This window comes from Lysinibacillus sp. NPDC093197, from assembly GCF_044754025.1.
Classification (GTDB): Bacteria; Bacillota; Bacilli; order Bacillales_A; family Planococcaceae; genus Lysinibacillus.
Window position 1 is genome coordinate 122,373 of record NZ_JBIVOH010000007.1, and the last position, 16,891, is coordinate 139,263.

General features: G+C 37.0%; 15 protein-coding genes. 10 read left to right on the top strand and 5 right to left on the bottom strand.

Going from position 1 to position 16,891, the window contains the following annotated elements; all coding sequences use genetic code 11:
• Positions 1-47 precede the first annotated feature (47 nt).
• The gene (locus tag ACIP9G_RS17395; protein ID WP_401021022.1) at positions 48-1,997 is read right to left on the bottom strand and encodes a methyl-accepting chemotaxis protein; all 1,950 of its coding nucleotides are present in this window, start codon (positions 1,995-1,997) and stop codon (positions 48-50) included.
• A gap of 228 nt (positions 1,998-2,225) precedes the next feature.
• Between ACIP9G_RS17395 and ACIP9G_RS17400 the strand changes: the two genes are divergently transcribed.
• Positions 2,226-2,600 carry a VOC family protein gene (locus ACIP9G_RS17400; protein ID WP_401021024.1) on the top strand — a complete coding sequence of 125 codons (375 nt, stop codon included), beginning with the start codon at positions 2,226-2,228 and terminating at the stop codon, positions 2,598-2,600.
• 156 nt (positions 2,601-2,756) lie between these two features.
• On the opposite strand, the gene ACIP9G_RS17405 is transcribed toward ACIP9G_RS17400, so the two are convergent.
• Positions 2,757-3,503, bottom strand: coding sequence for a hypothetical protein (locus tag ACIP9G_RS17405; RefSeq protein ID WP_340821666.1), 747 nt, complete (start codon positions 3,501-3,503; stop codon positions 2,757-2,759).
• A gap of 278 nt (positions 3,504-3,781) precedes the next feature.
• On the opposite strand from ACIP9G_RS17405, the gene ACIP9G_RS17410 reads away from it, so the two are divergent.
• The 7 genes from ACIP9G_RS17410 (at position 3,782) to ACIP9G_RS17440 (ending at position 11,589) form a co-directional block, all read left to right on the top strand.
• A complete protein-coding gene (locus tag ACIP9G_RS17410; RefSeq protein WP_401021027.1) occupies positions 3,782-4,948 on the top strand; it encodes an acyl-CoA dehydrogenase family protein in 1,167 nt (388 codons plus the stop codon).
• A 35-nt stretch (positions 4,949-4,983) separates the two neighbouring features.
• Complete coding sequence (locus ACIP9G_RS17415; RefSeq protein WP_340821668.1) at positions 4,984-5,853, top strand: transporter substrate-binding domain-containing protein; 870 nt, start codon at positions 4,984-4,986, stop codon at positions 5,851-5,853.
• Between the two features lie 115 nt (positions 5,854-5,968).
• Complete coding sequence (locus ACIP9G_RS17420; protein WP_340821669.1) at positions 5,969-6,676, top strand: amino acid ABC transporter permease; 708 nt, start codon at positions 5,969-5,971, stop codon at positions 6,674-6,676.
• Between the two features lie 12 nt (positions 6,677-6,688).
• On the top strand, positions 6,689-7,390 hold the full coding sequence (locus tag ACIP9G_RS17425; RefSeq protein WP_401021030.1) for an amino acid ABC transporter permease: 702 nt from the start codon (positions 6,689-6,691) through the stop codon (positions 7,388-7,390).
• Between the two features lie 12 nt (positions 7,391-7,402).
• A complete protein-coding gene (locus ACIP9G_RS17430; RefSeq protein WP_340821672.1) occupies positions 7,403-8,158 on the top strand; it encodes an amino acid ABC transporter ATP-binding protein in 756 nt (251 codons plus the stop codon).
• Positions 8,159-8,978: 820 nt separating this feature from the next.
• On the top strand, positions 8,979-10,391 hold the full coding sequence (locus tag ACIP9G_RS17435) for a YfcC family protein (RefSeq protein WP_340821673.1): 1,413 nt from the start codon (positions 8,979-8,981) through the stop codon (positions 10,389-10,391).
• A gap of 28 nt (positions 10,392-10,419) precedes the next feature.
• Positions 10,420-11,589 (top strand): M20 metallopeptidase family protein, encoded by a 1,170-nt coding sequence (locus ACIP9G_RS17440; RefSeq protein WP_401021031.1) that lies wholly within the window; start codon positions 10,420-10,422, stop codon positions 11,587-11,589.
• 327 nt (positions 11,590-11,916) lie between these two features.
• On the opposite strand, the gene ACIP9G_RS17445 is transcribed toward ACIP9G_RS17440, so the two are convergent.
• On the bottom strand, positions 11,917-13,107 hold the full coding sequence (locus ACIP9G_RS17445) for a coenzyme F420-0:L-glutamate ligase (RefSeq protein ID WP_401021033.1): 1,191 nt from the start codon (positions 13,105-13,107) through the stop codon (positions 11,917-11,919).
• A 133-nt stretch (positions 13,108-13,240) separates the two neighbouring features.
• Between ACIP9G_RS17445 and ACIP9G_RS17450 the strand changes: the two genes are divergently transcribed.
• On the top strand, positions 13,241-14,161 hold the full coding sequence (locus ACIP9G_RS17450) for a LysR family transcriptional regulator (RefSeq protein WP_401021034.1): 921 nt from the start codon (positions 13,241-13,243) through the stop codon (positions 14,159-14,161).
• A 35-nt stretch (positions 14,162-14,196) separates the two neighbouring features.
• Here the strand turns inward: ACIP9G_RS17450 and ACIP9G_RS17455 are convergent, their stop codons facing one another.
• Complete coding sequence (locus ACIP9G_RS17455; protein WP_401021035.1) at positions 14,197-15,084, bottom strand: LysR substrate-binding domain-containing protein; 888 nt, start codon at positions 15,082-15,084, stop codon at positions 14,197-14,199.
• 114 nt (positions 15,085-15,198) lie between these two features.
• Between ACIP9G_RS17455 and ACIP9G_RS17460 the strand changes: the two genes are divergently transcribed.
• Positions 15,199-16,215 carry a YeiH family protein gene (locus ACIP9G_RS17460; protein ID WP_401021037.1) on the top strand — a complete coding sequence of 339 codons (1,017 nt, stop codon included), beginning with the start codon at positions 15,199-15,201 and terminating at the stop codon, positions 16,213-16,215.
• Positions 16,216-16,377: 162 nt separating this feature from the next.
• Here the strand turns inward: ACIP9G_RS17460 and ACIP9G_RS17465 are convergent, their stop codons facing one another.
• Positions 16,378-16,713 (bottom strand): heme oxygenase, encoded by a 336-nt coding sequence (locus tag ACIP9G_RS17465; protein ID WP_173479220.1) that lies wholly within the window; start codon positions 16,711-16,713, stop codon positions 16,378-16,380.
• Positions 16,714-16,891: the final 178 nt, after the last annotated feature.

The window sequence follows — 16,891 nt, forward strand, 5'->3', positions numbered from 1 at the left end:
AAAGAAGCACGATGAGCAGAGAGAAACCTTTGCTCATCGTGCATTTTTTAATATTTAAAACGGTTTACATAGCTTTGTAATTCATCAGCCATATCGAGTAAAGCTTTGGCAGATGCAGTCATTTCCTGCATTGAGGATAGTGTTTGTTCAGTTGAAGCAGCAACTTCCTCTGAAGCCGCTGCATTAAGCTTAGCATGGTCAGTTAACTCAATAGCAGTTGCTGAAACTTCCTCCACTACCGCTGAAATTTCTTGCGCAGAAGCTGAGATACCCTCCATTTTTGGTGCAATATTACGTAAGCTTTCAGTAATACTAGCAAATTTTTGGCTTGTGTCTTCTGATAACAGTATACCTTCTTGTACATCTGAAGATGCTTTCACCATTGTTTCAACAGACTTAGCAGTATCTTGCTGAATACCTGTAATGAGCGAGGAAATTTGCTCTGCAGATTGATGTGACTGCTCGGCTAGTTTTCTTACTTCATCGGCCACTACGGCAAAACCTTTACCATGTTCACCTGCTCTAGCAGCCTCAATTGCAGCGTTTAAAGCTAGTAAATTCGTTTGGTCTGAAATAGCACTTATAATTTCTAAAATGGAACCAATTTCTTTTGAACGATCGTAAAGCGACTTAATCATTTTGTCTGATTGCGCAACCGACTCATTAATTGAATTCATTTGGTTGACAGTCCGTTCAACAGATTGACCTCCTTCTTCTGCTTGCACAATAGCGTTGCTAGAAAGATCTGTAACTTGCATGGCGCTATCAGCCACTTCAACGACGCCTTGTGCAATTTCCTCAATAGAGATAGCATTTTGGTCACTACCTGTTGTTTGACTTTCTGCACTAATTGCTACTTGTTGCATCGCCTGTGCAACTTGCTCTGAAGATGCAATATTTTGTTCTGCATGTGCAGATAATCCGTGTGCAGATGCTTGTACATGTTGGACGCTTCGATCAACATTGCGAATAAGCTTTTTCAAATTAACTTTCATTGAAACGAAAGCCTCTCCAAGCTGTCCAATTTCATCCTTAGAATGTATTTCAATAAATTCCGTTAAATCGCCTTCGCTAATTTTAATAGCACTATGCTTTAGTCGATTAATCGGATTCACAATAGATTTAATCATCAGTAGCATAAACACAACGCCGACAATAATTGAAATAACAATAATGATTAAGTTGATATTAAAGGTTGAAGCTGCAGCTTTTGTTGCTTCAGCTGAAAACATTGTACCAACAAGCTTCCAACCTGTTAGTTCATTGGTGATAAATTGTAGCTGTCGATCCTTTTCAACAATTGTGCCACTGTCTTGCTCATAAATTTTTGAAATGTAGCTTTCAGTAGCCTCTGAACCACTTTCTTTATCATGTTGGGAAATATACGTTTTGTTGTTATCTAAAAGTGAGGCAAAGCCCGTTTTTCCAATGTGAATATCGTTGGTAATGTCACTTAGTGTAGATATATTGAGATCTAAACCAATGACACCGGAACCATCTGGTAAAGCTTGTGTAATCGTAATAACCATGGCACTTGAAGCTTGTGAAATATAAGGTGCTGTAATGGCTATTTGCCCCTTATTACTTAATGCTTGCGTATACCAAGGTCTTGTACGTGGATCAAAGTTACTTTGGTATTGTTGTGCAGGCTCATCTATAATCTTACCTTCATTAGTGCCGAGATAGACGAGCTCAACTTCTGGGTGCATATTTACATATTCTTGTAATAGCGATCGAAGCTCTGGAACTTTACTTTCTTGTAAATAAGATTGATTAATTTTCTTGGTAAAATATTGAATGTCCTCAATCTTCGGTTTAATAGTACCTGTAATATTCGTATCAAGCATGCGAATACTTTCGGTAGCACTTGCTTGCTGTTCCTTAGAAATTTGCTTCTCCGCACTTTGGTATGAAATGATACCAATGATTAATGTTGGGATGAGAAGTATTGCTAAGAATGAAAAAATGAGCTTTTTTCGTAAACTTAGTTTTGTCACTTGTGTTATCCTCACTATAATATTATTGTTCTATACATTTCCCGAGAAGGTAAATAATAGATGACTAGCTCATTTTAACAAAAAAAAAATAAAAGTTAAGTCTTTATCAGTTTTTCTTTTATTAAGATAATTAAGAAAATCTCAAAATTACACTAAAAATAATAACTGCTACAGACATATAAAATTATGTTTTGATGTATACTATTGTTCAAAAGGGAGGGCTTTGTCATGATTCAAAAAATTGGACAAGTAATGTTGTATGTAAATGACCAAGATGCAGCTGTAGCGTTTTGGACAGAAAAAATTGGATTTGTAGTAGTAGCGGATAATACAGAGGCGGAAATGCGCTGGATTGAAATTGCCCCTACAAAAGACGCACAAACGTCATTTGTACTACACAACAAAGAAATGATTGCTAAAATGCAGCCCGAATTAAATTTAGAAACACCTTCTATTATGTTTTATGCCGATAATATAACGGAGATGTACCAAGATTTCCAAACGAAGGGAATTAAAGTGGGCGACTTAGTAATGATGCCAATGGGTAGAGTTTTTAATTTCGCGGACCACGAAAATAATTACTTCGCTTTAGTTGAAAAATAACATGTAGGTCGTTTTTTACGTCCTACAAAATTAAAAATCCGCTTGCTTTCCGTTGAACATTGCGTAGGACAGCCTTATTTTCTCTCAGGGCTTATGTTTTATGCTGTGTTCGCAGGAATGTATGCGGACTTTTTAGTTTATTTCGGTATTCTCGTTTTATGTTAAATCCTCGCCATATATGGACACGGATTGTCGATCAACTACAAATTCTCGACCATTCCATTTTAAAATGTTTTCAACAAATCCTAAACCATCCGCATGATATCTGCCCGCAATTTCTTGATAGGCTAATAGTTGATATGTTCCTTCCCGAGCATAATCAATAGGATATAATCCGCTAATAGGGTCAACCCAGCCTTCAATCGGTTGCTTCAATGTACCATCTTTATTATAAATTTCTGCTAAATATTCGGCTCCTTTATATTGTAAATCGAGAATATACTGTTTTTTAGGATTCGTGCTACGAACGGATGCTTTGTAGTTATTTAAATAATTGACCGAGTAAGTGAGTTTATTATTAAATGACTCCGTATCAAATATCGAAAGCAATTTCCCATTTATCGAGGAAAAAATCTCACCATTAATAATGCCACCACTGCCACCAGTATCAGAAATAATAAGAATATCCTCTATATGATCCCCTGTAAAATCGCCTAGAAAAATCGTAGGGTTATAGCCAATGTTTTCTTTCAGCCCAATTTGTTGGAATTGTCTTGTTTGTCCGTAAAAAACAACTAGTGTTAGATTCTGCCATAGGGGACTTTCCGGCGTCTTAGTACCCATTAAAAAAACTGTATCGAAAAAGCCATCACCGTTTATATCTCCAAATTTCGTTTGAATAATTTGAGGAGCTATATGTGTGATGTTTACAGTATTTGGAGACGGACTCGTATTTTTGGTCATTTATACACCTCTTTCTTAGTGTTAGCATATGTTTTAAATACAGCTTGGTGCACAAAATAAAGAGCTGAAATAAGGAGAAAATAAAACCCTATAATTCTTACAAAAAAACTTGTGATTAACCATTGACAATTAAACATGTTGAAAGTATCATAATGACAATGAATCTGAAAATTCAGTACTAAAGTGATCTCACCACTAATGTAGGTAGAGATTTTTTTACAACATTAATTCTTAGTAAATATATATGTTTTATATAATTTAGGAAGAAGGAGATTTTCTTGAAAGAGTTATTTATTAAAACTGAGCGCCAGCAATACTGGCTGGAGCAGCTCGCTTCAATTGCGGAACCAATTAAATCAGAGGCTGTAGAAGTCGATGAGCAATCGCGTTTCCCATTTGAGGCACATAAGCTATTACTGCAAATAGGCTATCCAAAACTAACATTACCAAAACAATATGGAGGAGAGGGACTATCTGTTTACGATATGATCCTCGTTCAAGAAACACTAGCTAGCTACGACGAGAACGCCTCTCTTTCACTAGGATGGACTCTAGGCGTTGTTGGTGAGATATATGATAAGAAGCTGTGGGCAGACGATATTCTCGAAGAGTTTGCTTTGGAAGTACAAAAAGGTGCCATCATAAATCGAGCTGTCAGTGAATTAGCAACTGGTAGTCCGACACGAGGTGGTCGCCCTGGAACAACTGCTGTATCAACAGATAATGGCTGGTTATTAAATGGCCGTAAAATATTTACGACTGCATCACCTGTACTAGATTATTTCTTAACGTCTGCTTGGATTGAAGAAAAAGGGCAAATAGGCTTCTTTCTCATTCATAAAGATGTAACAGGGCTATCGATTGTAGAAAACTGGGAAATGTCTGCGATGCGTGGCACAAGCAGTCATGATTTAGTGTTAGAGAATGTCGTTGTCCCTAAAAACCATTTAGTAGAATTGCCGAATCACCCAAGCGGTGGCAAAATCAATGGCTGGATTTTACATATTCCAGCAACTTACTTAGGGATTGCACAGGCAGCCCGAGACTATGCGTTGCATTTTGCTAATCATCATCAACCAAATAGTTTAAATGCTCCGATTAGTACATTGCCTAATGTGCAGCAGCTATTAGGTGATATTGAATTGAAGCTTCATCAGGCACGATTTGTGCTATATGGAGTAGCGGAAGCTTATGATGATCCAGCTAGACGCGATACTTTAACGAATGAAATGGCGGTTGCAAAGCACACCGTGACAAATATTGCGATAGATATTGTAGATAAGGCGATGCGTGTAGTTGGAGCAAAAAGTTTGCAGCTTACGAATCCATTACAGCGCTATTATCGCAATGTCCGTGCAGGTTTACATAACCCGCCAATGGATGATATGACAATTATTAAATTAGCGACAGCTGCTATTGAGCAGCAGAAACTAACGGAACATTAATATTAAAATCACTTGAGATTAAGGGGAAATGACATATGTTTAAACAGAAGAAAAAATTATTACAATTTGCAGCAGTCGGGTTGGCTTCTCTTGCTATTTTAGCAGGATGCAGTTCTGGCGAAGCATCTAAAAATGAAACTGAAGATGGGGTTAAAGTTCGTACTGTAAAGGTAGCTTACGATCAAGCTTCTAAGCCAATTAGCTATATTGATGATAAGGGAAATCCAACTGGTTATGATGTGGAAGTAATGAAGCTAGTAGATGAATTATTACCAGAATATAAGTTTGAATACGTAGGGACTACAAGCGATGATTTACTAATCGGTGTAGAGCAAGGAAAGTACCAAGTAGGTGTAAAAAATGCATTCTTTACGCAGGAGCGTACAGAGAAGTTTATTTTCCCTAAAGAGTTTTTAGGGTTAAGTAGTGCAGGTTTAGTGCTACGCAAAGAAGATGAAGGTATAAAAACATTAGCTGACTTTGCGACAAAGGGCTACTCGCTAGCGCCAATCGCTGCAAACAATGCACAGTATACAATTATTGATGAGTACAATAAAGCAAATCCAACTAACGAAGTTAAATTACAAGCTGGTGATGCATTTACTGTCGATGTGGTGCAATGGGTAAATGAAGGTCGCGTTGATGGTGGTGTCATGATTGAAGGGCCATTCAAACAGCAAGTATTAGCCGATGATGGCGCTTATCATAACTTAAAAGATGAAGTTGTTTACAATGAATTTGCAGTGATTAAAACATGGCCATTGTTCAACAAAAAAGAGCAAGAATTTGCGGATGCTTACGATAAAGCTATTGCCCAAATTAAGGAGCAAAAGAAAACAAGTGAATTAAGTAAAGAATTTTATGGCCGTGATTTATTTGAAGTGTTAGAAAACGTAAATCGATAATTTTTTAAAGGCTGCCTGAGTCAACATACTCAGCAGTCTTTCTTAATAAACGGAGAACAAAGGTGTTGTTTCGTAGCAGCCTTTAGTGAAGACATTTTATAAAGTTGGTGAGGAAATGGAGAAATATTTTGATGCATCGTACATTTGGAACGCTATTCCCTTATTATTGCCGTTTTTAAAAGTAACCTTTTTAGTTGCAGGTTCTTCCATTGTGTTAGGTACATTTTTCGGCTTGTTATTAGCTGCAGCAAAGTTAAGTTCAAAGAAAGTGTTACAAAAAATAGCGAATTTGTATACAACGGTTATGCGTTGTACGCCATCTATCGTTCTATTATTCCTTGTATATTACGGGGTACCTGCATTAGCAGAAAACGTTGGTTTAAATCTTCATGCGATAGATACAGCGTTCTTTGTTGTCGTAACATTCACATTGCAGTTTGCTGCAATCATGTCAGAAGTGATTAGATCTTCTTATTTAGCTATTAACAAGGGGCAGTATGAAGCGGCTGTCAGTGTAGGGTTAACACCATTTCAAGCCTATCGTCGTATTATTTTCCCCCAAGCACTTGTTATTGCATTGCCGAACTTCGGGAATGGCATGATTGCGTTATTACAAGAGGGTGCATTAGCTTACACAATCGGGTTAATCGATATTGTTGGGAAAGCGAATTTAATTATAGCTAGTAATATCAATGCGCATGCACTAGAAATTTATATTGCACTTGCGATTGTCTATTGGGTACTATCCATTGTTATTGAAAAATTCTTTGCTATGTTGGAAAAGTTTTTCGGCAAGGGGAAAAGAACGTTAGAAACGACGTAAGGAGGCGTAATCATGAACTATCAATTTTTAGTTGAAACCCTTTTTGTGGCATTATCCGGCGTACCGATTGCACTCCTTGTAACGGTTGTTGCGTTGCTCGTTGCCCTACCACTAGGATTTTTATTAGCACTAACACGCATCAATAAAATTCCGGTTATTCATCATCTAGCAAAAATTTATGTATCCTTTGTTCGAGGTACTCCAATTATTATTCAGATATTCATTATTTATAGTAGTATTCCACTAATTCTAAAAATGATTTTTGAAAAATATCATATTGCCTACGATATATATAAAATCAATCCGATTTGGTATGCATTTATTGTCTTTGCTTTTAGTACAACAGCTATTTTAATAGAGGTATTCCGCTCGGCTTTAAGTACTATTGAGAAGGGCCAGCTTGAGGCAGCACACGCGGTCGGTTTAACGACATTTCAAGCATATCGACGAATTATTATTCCACAAGCTTTAGTCGTTGCTATGCCGAATATTTGTACAGCAACAGTGAACTTAATAAAAGCGACGTCATTGGGTTATGCAATGTCATTGCCAGAAATTACACTGAAGGCCAAAGTAGCTGCTAATGTCGGCTACAATTATGTGGAAGCATATCTTGATATTTTCATCGTGTATTTAATTTTGTGTAGTACGGTTGAATACCTGTTTAAGCGATACGAGAAACATTTGAGCAAATACAAAATGGCAAATGCCTAAGGGGCGATTATCATGTTAAAAATCAAAAATATTCACAAATCATTTGGCAACAATGAAATTTTAAAAGGTGTAGACTTATCAATTGATAAAGGTGATGTAGTTGTTATTTTAGGTCCGAGTGGCTCCGGTAAAACGACATTATTGCGTTGCATTAACTTTTTAGAAAAGGCTGATCAAGGGCATGCAACGTTTGGGAATATCGATGTAGATTTTCAAAACGTAAAGAAGAAGGATGTTCATGCTATTCGACAACGTGTCGCTTTTGTATTCCAAAATTACAACCTCTTTACTAATAAAACAGCTTTAGAAAATGTTACGGAAGGGCTTGTTATTGGTCGGAAAATAGCAAAGGCTGAGGCTATTGAAATTGGCAAAAAAGCGCTCGACAAAGTAGGTTTATCAGAAAAATATGATGCTTATCCAAGTCAGTTATCAGGTGGTCAACAGCAGCGTGTTGGTATAGCTCGTGCAGTTGCCTTAAATCCAGATATTATTTTGTTTGATGAACCAACCTCTGCGCTTGATCCAGAGTTAGTAGGAGAAGTGTTGACCGTTATGAAAAACATTGCGAAAGAAGGCACGACGATGCTTGTAGTAACGCATGAAATGGGTTTTGCAAAGGATGTCGCAAACCGCGTTATTTTCATGGACGGTGGTGTTGTGGTGGAAGAGGGAAGCCCACATGATATATTTGTTAGTCCGAAAGAAGAGCGGACGAAAAAGTTTTTAAAGCGTGTAACACCAGAAGACTATACGTTTTATATTTAGCTTTCTTTAACAAATGTTCACTACTTCTATAGCGGTAAGGGTGAATGTACTTAAAGTTAAATGCTCGGGAATTTTTAAAGGTCCTTTTAAGCCGGCTCTAAAAATCTGATTGCAAGCCAATGCGTAAAGCCGACAATATAGATGTTCCGCAATTTCTACGTTTCAATATATAGTGAAATCTGCTAGACAATTAATGAATGTCAAGTGGATTTTTACTATTTTTTACAGATTGAAAATGGGTAGCAAACGAGGAAGATTGTTATTGTATTAGTTGCATAAATATTCATTATATACATTTGGTATGCATATAAACTATTAGGATGAATGTTTTATTGTTTGTCTGGAAAGAGACTGCTCCGAAAAAAACGGGCAGTCTTTTTTCTTTTTCAAATGATAGATTTTTATTAAAAATGAGCCTGTTTTTGGATAGCTATGTAACGGGAGTTTATTCAAAAGAGGGCTAAAATCGCACTCTTACTTTTTAAACATAAACGTAGAATGATAGTGAAATGAGTTGATAGCGAGCGAAGTAATTACATATTTTTTAATATTAAAATTGAAATGATTTTGCATTGTTCTAATTGATTAAAGTAGTAGATTTTCGCTGTATTATGTATAAAATTTTAATACTTTATTAAACAGAATTATCAAAAAATATTGACATTTAAGTTTTAATTTTTTATATTTTTACTAATATATTTCCGTTTATCGGAATATATTTCCGTGTAACGGAAAAGGGGGTGGAGTAGATTTCTTGTCTAATGTAGCAAGTTTCTACTTTTGAAAAGGTTTTAAACTACGAATGTAAAGGGGAGAGAGAATGGCAAATCTACAGGAAGAAAATAATTTAGAAGAGCCAAAAACTAAAGGTATTAATGCGTTTGTTTTAATGTTTATCATTATTTTGGTAATGAGCGCCCTTACTTATATTATTCCAGCAGGTCAGTACGATCGAGTAGAGAGTAATGGTCGAATGGTTGTGAATCCTGAATCATTTCAATATATTGATTCGAGCCCAGTTGGTTTTCTTCAAATATTTAATAGTGTCCATTTAGGGTTGCTGGAAGGTGCCTCCATTATTTTATTTGTATTTTTATTTGGTGGCGCACTTGGTATCATGCAAAAAACAGGAGCTATTGATTCATTTATTAAAGTAATGGCTTCTAAGTTTGGCAAGAAGGAGTATGTATTAATTCCGATTCTTATATTAATCTTTGGTAGTTTAGGCACTTTAATCGGTTCAGCTGAGGATACACTAGTATACATTGCGATTATTATTCCATTAACGATGGCTCTTGGAATGGACGCAATTACAGGATTTGCGATAGTAATGCTAGGGACATTAGCTACTGGATTTACATCGGGGATTACGAATCCGTTTAACATCGGGGTTGCTCAAACGATAGCTGAATTGCCAATGTATTCAGGTATGTCCTATAGAATTATCGTATTTTTTGTTTTTTATCTTTTAACGGTAATCTATATTATTAGACATGCTAAAAAAGTTAAAAAAGATCCGTCTAAAGGGATTTACGGGAAATTTAAGCCAGAAGAAAGTGTTGAAATATCATTAGACTTTAAAATGAGTGGGCGCCACTTATTAGCATTGCTTGTGTTATTGGCGAATTTTGTCGCATTAATTGTTGGGGTTATTAAGTTTCAATGGTATATCAGTGAAATTGGTGGCGTGTTCCTATTAAGCAGTATTATTATGTCAATAATTTGTAAAATGAGCCCGAATAAAATGGCTGAAGGCTTTATTTCAGGAGCTAGAGATATGGTAGAGGGTGCGCTTATCATCGGCTTTGCTCAAACTATTTTAGTTATTACTACATCAGGTGGCTTAATTGATACGATTTTACATTTTGTAGCGAATGCAGTAAGTGTACTACCTGCTTCCATTAACGCTGTGGGCATGTTCTTACTACAGCTTTGCTTAAATTTCTTAGTGCCATCAGGAAGTGGACAAGCGGCTTTGACAATGCCAATTATGACACCGTTAGCAGACTTAATTGGTGTATCAAGACAGACAGCGGTATTGGCTTTCCAGTTTGGAGACGGTATTTCAAACATGGTAATCCCTACAAGTGGTGTATTGTTAGCAGGTCTAGCAATCGCAGGTATTCCATTCTCTAAATGGTTTAAATGGGTGTTCCCATACTTCGCTATTCAAACAGCTTTAGCTATAATTTTACTAATTATCGCTCACGCTATGAATTACGGACCGTTTTAACTTGGTAGAATGATAGGAGGATTCGAAAATGATAGAAACAAAAGATTTAAAACAACAAGTCATTGCCTGGAGACAGCATTTACATATGCATCCAGAGTTATCACATCAAGAATATGAAACAGCAAATTATATTTATAACCAATTAATAACATTTCCACATTTAGAAGTGAAGCGCTTAACTGAAACGAGTGTTTGCGCATTTTTAAAAGGAACGAAAACAGACGGTAATGGTCAAACTATTTTATTACGTGCTGACATCGATGCATTGCCAATTGAGGAAGAGACCGATCTGCCGTTTAAATCAAAAAATCGAGGTGTCATGCATGCTTGTGGGCATGATGCACACCCAGCCATGTTATTGGGGGCTGCAAAAGCATTAGCAGAGCGAGGAACAGATTTCAATGGTGAAATTCGTTTTGTTTTCCAACACGCAGAGGAGGTAACACCAGGGGGAGCGGCACAACTTGTTTCTCTAGGTATCGCAGAAAATGTAGATTATGCATTTGCATTACATGTAAGTCCTGATTATAAAGTTGGTCAGTTTGCCATGAAGGATGGGAAATTTACAGCGGCGGCGGATGATTTTGAGATTAAGATTTATGGACGTGGTAGCCATGCCTCTATGCCTGAAGTAGCGATTGATCCGTTGTTAATTGGTTCAGAAATGGTTGTTGCACTGCAAACAATCGTGTCGCGTAAAGTACCAAGTATCCATGCTCCTGTCTTAACGGTAGCACAATTCCATTGCGGCACAGCATTAAATATTATTGCTGATACTGCTGAGCTAGGTGGTACAATACGTTCACTAGACGCGACAGTACGTGTCGATGCTCGTCATCATTTAGAAAAGATTGTCAATGGTATAGCGGCAATGCACGGAGCAACAGTAGAGATTAAATGGGAGCTTGGCTGTCCTTCAGTGACAAACGATAAGGAGCTAACGGCATTATCACGTCGCATAGCGGGCGATATTGTTGGAGCAGAGGGTGTACAAGAATTAGCTGCACCAATGTTCGGCACAGAGGATTTTGCAGATTTTTCTGAGGCTGTCCCTTCTTCTATGCAGTTTATAGGGGTGCATAACGAGGAGTTTGGTGAAGCATATCCGTTGCACCACCCACGCTTTAAACTAGATGAGGATGCCCTTATTTACGGTGTACGCTATTTTGAAAATATCGCGCGGACATTATGTCCATAAAAAATACCCGCCAGTGTTGGCGGGTATTTTTTTGTAGAGGTCTTCCGCTGTTGATTTCCGCTACGGGCGGACGCTTTCCGCGGGCACACCGTAAGCCGTAACCCACGCTAACGCGCGATCTGTTGCGGCTTACGTTTTGTGCTGTTCTCGCAGGAGTCGCGCCCTCCGCTCCAATCAACTAAACCAGTAGGCAGGGAAATTCTACTTTTGGTCCACGGTATGGATAAAAATAACAAAAGATATAACAGGAGTGAATTTCTTGTTGCCTTTTGTCGACATTTTAAAACTCCCGCATATGAAGGCGGGAGTTTTTCTTGTTAAAGCGTATTATTTTGTATAGTTATCGAAGTAACCTTGAATATAAATCATTGGTGTTCCTTTGTCGCCTGAGCCTGAAGTTAAGTCAGAAAGAGAACCGATTAAGTCTGTTAATTTACGAGGTGTTGTACCTTGAGCGGCCATTTGACCAGTTAAATCCTCGTCTTTATTTTGAATATATTCAGAGATAGCTGCTTTTAATTCTTCTCCACGAAGATCAGCAAAATCGTTATCTGCTAAGTATTTTAATTTCACTTCATTAGGTGTACCATCTAAGCCTGCAGTAAAGGCAGGAGATACAACTGGGTCAGCAAGCTCCCAAATTTTACCTACAGGATCTTTGAATGCGCCATCGCCATAAACCATTACTTCTACTGTTTTACCAGTAGCTTCTTTGATTTTTGCTTGAATGCCGTCAACGATAGGTTGGCAAGTATGTGGGAATAATTTTACACTTTCTTCTGTCGCTTTGTTTGAACCAAGTAAGCCGTATTCAGCATTGAAGCCTGAACCATTTACAGATACAGCTAAAATGTTATCTAACGAGAATACTTTTTCAGCACCATTTGTTGTTAAAATACGTTTTGTACGGAAGCGAGTGTGAATATCACATGTTAGTACGCTTTTTGTATAGTCTAAAATTGTTTTCGGGTTGTTTGAGAAGATTACTTCACAAGCAGCTCCTTCAGCTTCAATTAATTCTTTGTAGTATTCGATATAATCGACACCTGTAAATGTGTGTTTTTTATAGCCGAAATGTTCACGGAATTCAGCTTCCGTTAATGTATCTGTCCAAGGGTTAATACCTTTTACATCTAGTTCATCGATATCAACTAAGTGGTTACCAACTTCATCAGATGGGTAGCTTAGCATTAAAACAACTTTTTTAACACCTTTCGCAATACCACGTAAGCAGTTTGCAAAACGGTTACGGCTTAAAATTGGGAAAATAACACCAACAGTATCATCACCGAATTTAGCAGCTACGTCCACTGCAATGTCATCGATTGAAGCATAGTTACCTTGTGCACGAGCTACAACTGATTCTGTTACTGTAACAATATCACGATCTTCAATTGAATAGCCTTCCACTTTAGCGGCATTTAACACTGTATCAACAACGATTTGTTCAATATTATCGCCTTCGTTAATAATAGGACCACGAAGACCTCTTACAACTGTACCAACTACACGTTCCAAAATAATCTCTCCTCATAAAAAGCTATATGTTAATTTAAATAATATGAATAAAATCAATATGATTTTACTATACGCTCAGTTAATGATATAAGTAAAATTAATAGTTCGTATAATAGCTATAAGGAGTACTTATATGATAGGGAAATTAGATTTATATCGTGTTTTTAGTGTTGTTGCTAAAAATAGTAGTTTTTCTAGGGCGGCTAAAGATTTATTTATGACGCAGCCAGCAGTTAGCCAAGCAATGATGCAATTGGAAAAAGAACTTGGTACACGACTCTTCAATCGTACACCGAAAGGCGTAACATTAACGACAGAGGGGAAGCTGCTGTATGAATATACAAATTCGGCATTAGGTCTTTTAGATGCTGGAGAGGAAAAGCTTCTGGAATTTAAAAACTTAACGACGGGGCAATTAAAAATAGGTGTAGGAGATACGATTTCACGATTCTTTTTAATGCCCTATCTCGAGGCTTTTCATACGATGTATCCGAATATTAAGCTACAGATGCTAAATGGTACGACCTCTGAAATATGTAACTTTATTAAATCTGGTGAAGTGGATGTAGGGCTTTGCAATTTTCCGATAGAAGATGTGAGTCTACAATTAACAGTGTGCACGGAAATACAGGATATTTTCGTATGTGGAGAGAAATATAAAACACTGCAATCAAAAAGCTTACGTTTTGAAGATCTACTTAAGTTTCCACTTATTTTTCTAGAGAAGAAATCTAACTCAAGAAATTATGTAGAAAATTATTTACTGTCGAAAGGAATTCAAATTGCACCTGAGTTTGAACTCGGCTCGCATGATTTGGTGCTTGAATTTGCACGTAGTAATTTAGGGATTGCTTGTGTAACTAAAGAGTTTTCACAGGATTATTTGCAACGAGGACTACTATATGAGCTTCCATTAACAGAAAGCATTCCAAATCGTAGCATTGGTATGTGTTATTTAAAAAGTGTTCCATTGTCCCGTGCTGCTACAAAATTTATAGAGATTATCGAGCGTAAACAGGCTCGTAAAACGATAAACCCTAGAACATTAAAATAAGCTTAGCGACTAAAATATAGCCAGCTAAGCTTTTTTTATGTCTCATTTTTCCTCGTAATAAATTCAATAAGTGCTTCAACATTCCGTTTATTCTTCATCGTAGGTGAGTGAAGGTAAGAAAAAGTCCGCATAAAACGTTGTTCCGCAAGTGGCAAAATGGCAATATCGCCATTTCGGATATCACGCTCAATAACACTGCCAGACAGTAAAGACAGGCCGAGTCCTTCAATGACACTTTCCTTCACGCCTTGATTGCTACTAATTGTTAGAAGTGAATGTACTTGAAGGCCATTTGTGCGAAATAGATGGTCTAAATAATTGCGTGTTCCTGAGCCAACTTCTCGTGCAACCCATTTTTGTCGTTGTAATTGTGAAATAGTAATAGAGGGTTGCTCAGCAAGGGGATGGTTACTTGCACTAACTATAAATAATTCATCTTGCATAAATGGCTGAATGACGAGCTCATTGTCATGTGCTTGCCCCTCTATAAGCCCAATATCTACTTGTAATAGCTTGGTAAATTGAATAATTTCATCTGTATTGCCAATAATAACTTGTAACTCTAATTGAGGAAATTGTTGTTGAAGTTTTGACAAAATGGATGGCAGAATATTTTCGCCAATCGTAAAGCTTGCTCCAATAATGAGCGTTCCTTGAATAGAGTGATGATAGGCTAAAATATCTTCCTGTGCAGCCTCCGCAATGGCCATAATTTGCTTTGCACGTTTATATAAAATTTCACCAGTAGGAGTAATTTGCACAGACTTTGGCGAGCGAATAAATAATGTCGTGTGAAACTCTTGTTCAAGGTTTTTAATATGTAGACTCACACTAGGTTGGGAAATATGTAAAATTTCTGAGGCTTTCGTAAAATTGTTTACTTCAACTAATGTAATAAAAGTTTTTAACGCATCGTATTGCATCACATCACCCCTTATAATTAGAAAAATTAATGATAGTAATTATATATATGTATTTTACTAATGATTACCTTTTTTATAAAGTAATATTCATAAAGAATGAAAGAAGTGGACAACATGGAACAACAACAAGGGATTAAGAAATTCCTAACGCCACCTTTTATAAAGGGCATTATATTGACGTTGGGCCTTGCCTTAGTGGCTAAGTATATTTCTACATTTCCTTTCTTCTCAATTTTAGGGCAGCTTGTGATAGCAATTATACTAGGTATGGCTTGGAGAGCAGCGTTTAGTGTGCCAGATGCGTGGCAAACAGGTATATCCTTTTCGAGTAAAAAACTATTGCGTTTCGGTATTATTTTGCTTGGTATGCGGTTGAACTTAGCTGATATTTATCATGCAGGGGCAGGCGTTTTTCTTATTGCATTCATCAATTTAGTATTTGCACTGTTTGTTGTTTACGGCTTAACGAAGATATTTAATGTAGATAAAAAGCTCGGCATTTTAACAGCCTGCGGGACAGCTATTTGTGGGGCTGCGGCTGTAGTTGCAATTGCGCCTCAAATTAAAGCAAATGAAAAAGAAACAGCAGTAGGTGCAGCGATTGTAGCGTTGCTTGGTACAGTATTTACACTTGTTTATACGCTGTTGTATTCAATATTTGGTTTAACGCCAACCGAATATGGTATTTTTGCGGGAGGTACATTACATGAAATAGCTCATGTCATTGCAGCAGCATCTGCAGGTGGTGATGAGGCTGTTGATATGGCAGTCATAGTAAAATTAACTCGCGTAGCATTACTTGTGCCAGTGGCAATAGTAATCGGTATTATGTATCAAAGAAGGGATAAAGAACAAGGAAATAAAGCATTTTCTCTTTCTATTATTCCTTGGTTTATTCTAGGGTTTTTAGTAATGAGCGGGATTAATTCATTAGGAATAGTACCACCAGCAGTTGCGCAAACTTTTGTGAACTGTGCGTATATTTTAATTGCGATGGCGATGGCAGGATTAGGATTAAATGTAGAGATTAAAACGTTTAAGCAATTGGGCATTAAAGCATTTATCGCAGGATTAATCGGTTCTGTTTGTTTATCAGTTGTCGGCTACATTTTACTAGTCGTGTTTCAATAATTGTGTGAGTGACTGACACTTGTATTCCATATTACCTGGGGAATATTCAAAATTGTGTGAGTGCCTGGCACTTAAATAATTAAAAAACCATGCATATTTCTAGAAATATGCATGGTTTTTTAGATAGAATCAGAAGATATTTAAAAGGTTTACAATTCGTTATTAGCTTTGTGCTTCGATAGAAGAAGCAAGCTCAGCAATAACAATTTTACTGCCGATAATAGGGCTATTCTCAGGTTTTGCACCTTCTGAGCCAGGCTCTGGACGGTGATGTGCCGCAGCAAAAGCATCACTATTACGCCATGCTTGGAAATGTTCCTTAGATTCCCAGTACATATTGACGCTCATTTCGTCATATGTAGGATCATCTGTCGAGATTAATACCTCTACTTTATGAAAGCCCTCAAACTGTTGTAGAGGACCTGGCTTCGTAAAGTTTGGTGCCATTTTTGCTGCAAAGCCAGGCTTTACTTGAATACGATTTGTAACAATAATCATACTATTACCCCCTAATCATTTTATTGAAGATAGTCTAAACTACAATTGAATGAATTATCAATGATTATCATTCGCAATCAATGATAAGTGTCCAAAGAAGCCATTGTCAACCGAATTGCAATAATTCAAGAGAAGAATAATAACTTTTTCTATAAATGCATTAGATGAATAGGTTGTA

Coding starts and splice junctions, on each gene's coding strand:
- ACIP9G_RS17460 (WP_401021037.1), top strand. CDS start 15,199: ATGGAACAACAACAAGGGATTAAGAAATTCCTAACGCCACCTTTTATA.
- ACIP9G_RS17465 (WP_173479220.1), bottom strand. CDS start 16,713: ATGATTATTGTTACAAATCGTATTCAAGTAAAGCCTGGCTTTGCAGCA.
- ACIP9G_RS17405 (WP_340821666.1), bottom strand. CDS start 3,503: ATGACCAAAAATACGAGTCCGTCTCCAAATACTGTAAACATCACACAT.
- ACIP9G_RS17430 (WP_340821672.1), top strand. CDS start 7,403: ATGTTAAAAATCAAAAATATTCACAAATCATTTGGCAACAATGAAATT.
- ACIP9G_RS17455 (WP_401021035.1), bottom strand. CDS start 15,084: ATGCAATACGATGCGTTAAAAACTTTTATTACATTAGTTGAAGTAAAC.
- ACIP9G_RS17435 (WP_340821673.1), top strand. CDS start 8,979: ATGGCAAATCTACAGGAAGAAAATAATTTAGAAGAGCCAAAAACTAAA.
- ACIP9G_RS17400 (WP_401021024.1), top strand. CDS start 2,226: ATGATTCAAAAAATTGGACAAGTAATGTTGTATGTAAATGACCAAGAT.
- ACIP9G_RS17420 (WP_340821669.1), top strand. CDS start 5,969: ATGGAGAAATATTTTGATGCATCGTACATTTGGAACGCTATTCCCTTA.
- ACIP9G_RS17440 (WP_401021031.1), top strand. CDS start 10,420: ATGATAGAAACAAAAGATTTAAAACAACAAGTCATTGCCTGGAGACAG.
- ACIP9G_RS17450 (WP_401021034.1), top strand. CDS start 13,241: ATGATAGGGAAATTAGATTTATATCGTGTTTTTAGTGTTGTTGCTAAA.
- ACIP9G_RS17425 (WP_401021030.1), top strand. CDS start 6,689: ATGAACTATCAATTTTTAGTTGAAACCCTTTTTGTGGCATTATCCGGC.
- ACIP9G_RS17415 (WP_340821668.1), top strand. CDS start 4,984: ATGTTTAAACAGAAGAAAAAATTATTACAATTTGCAGCAGTCGGGTTG.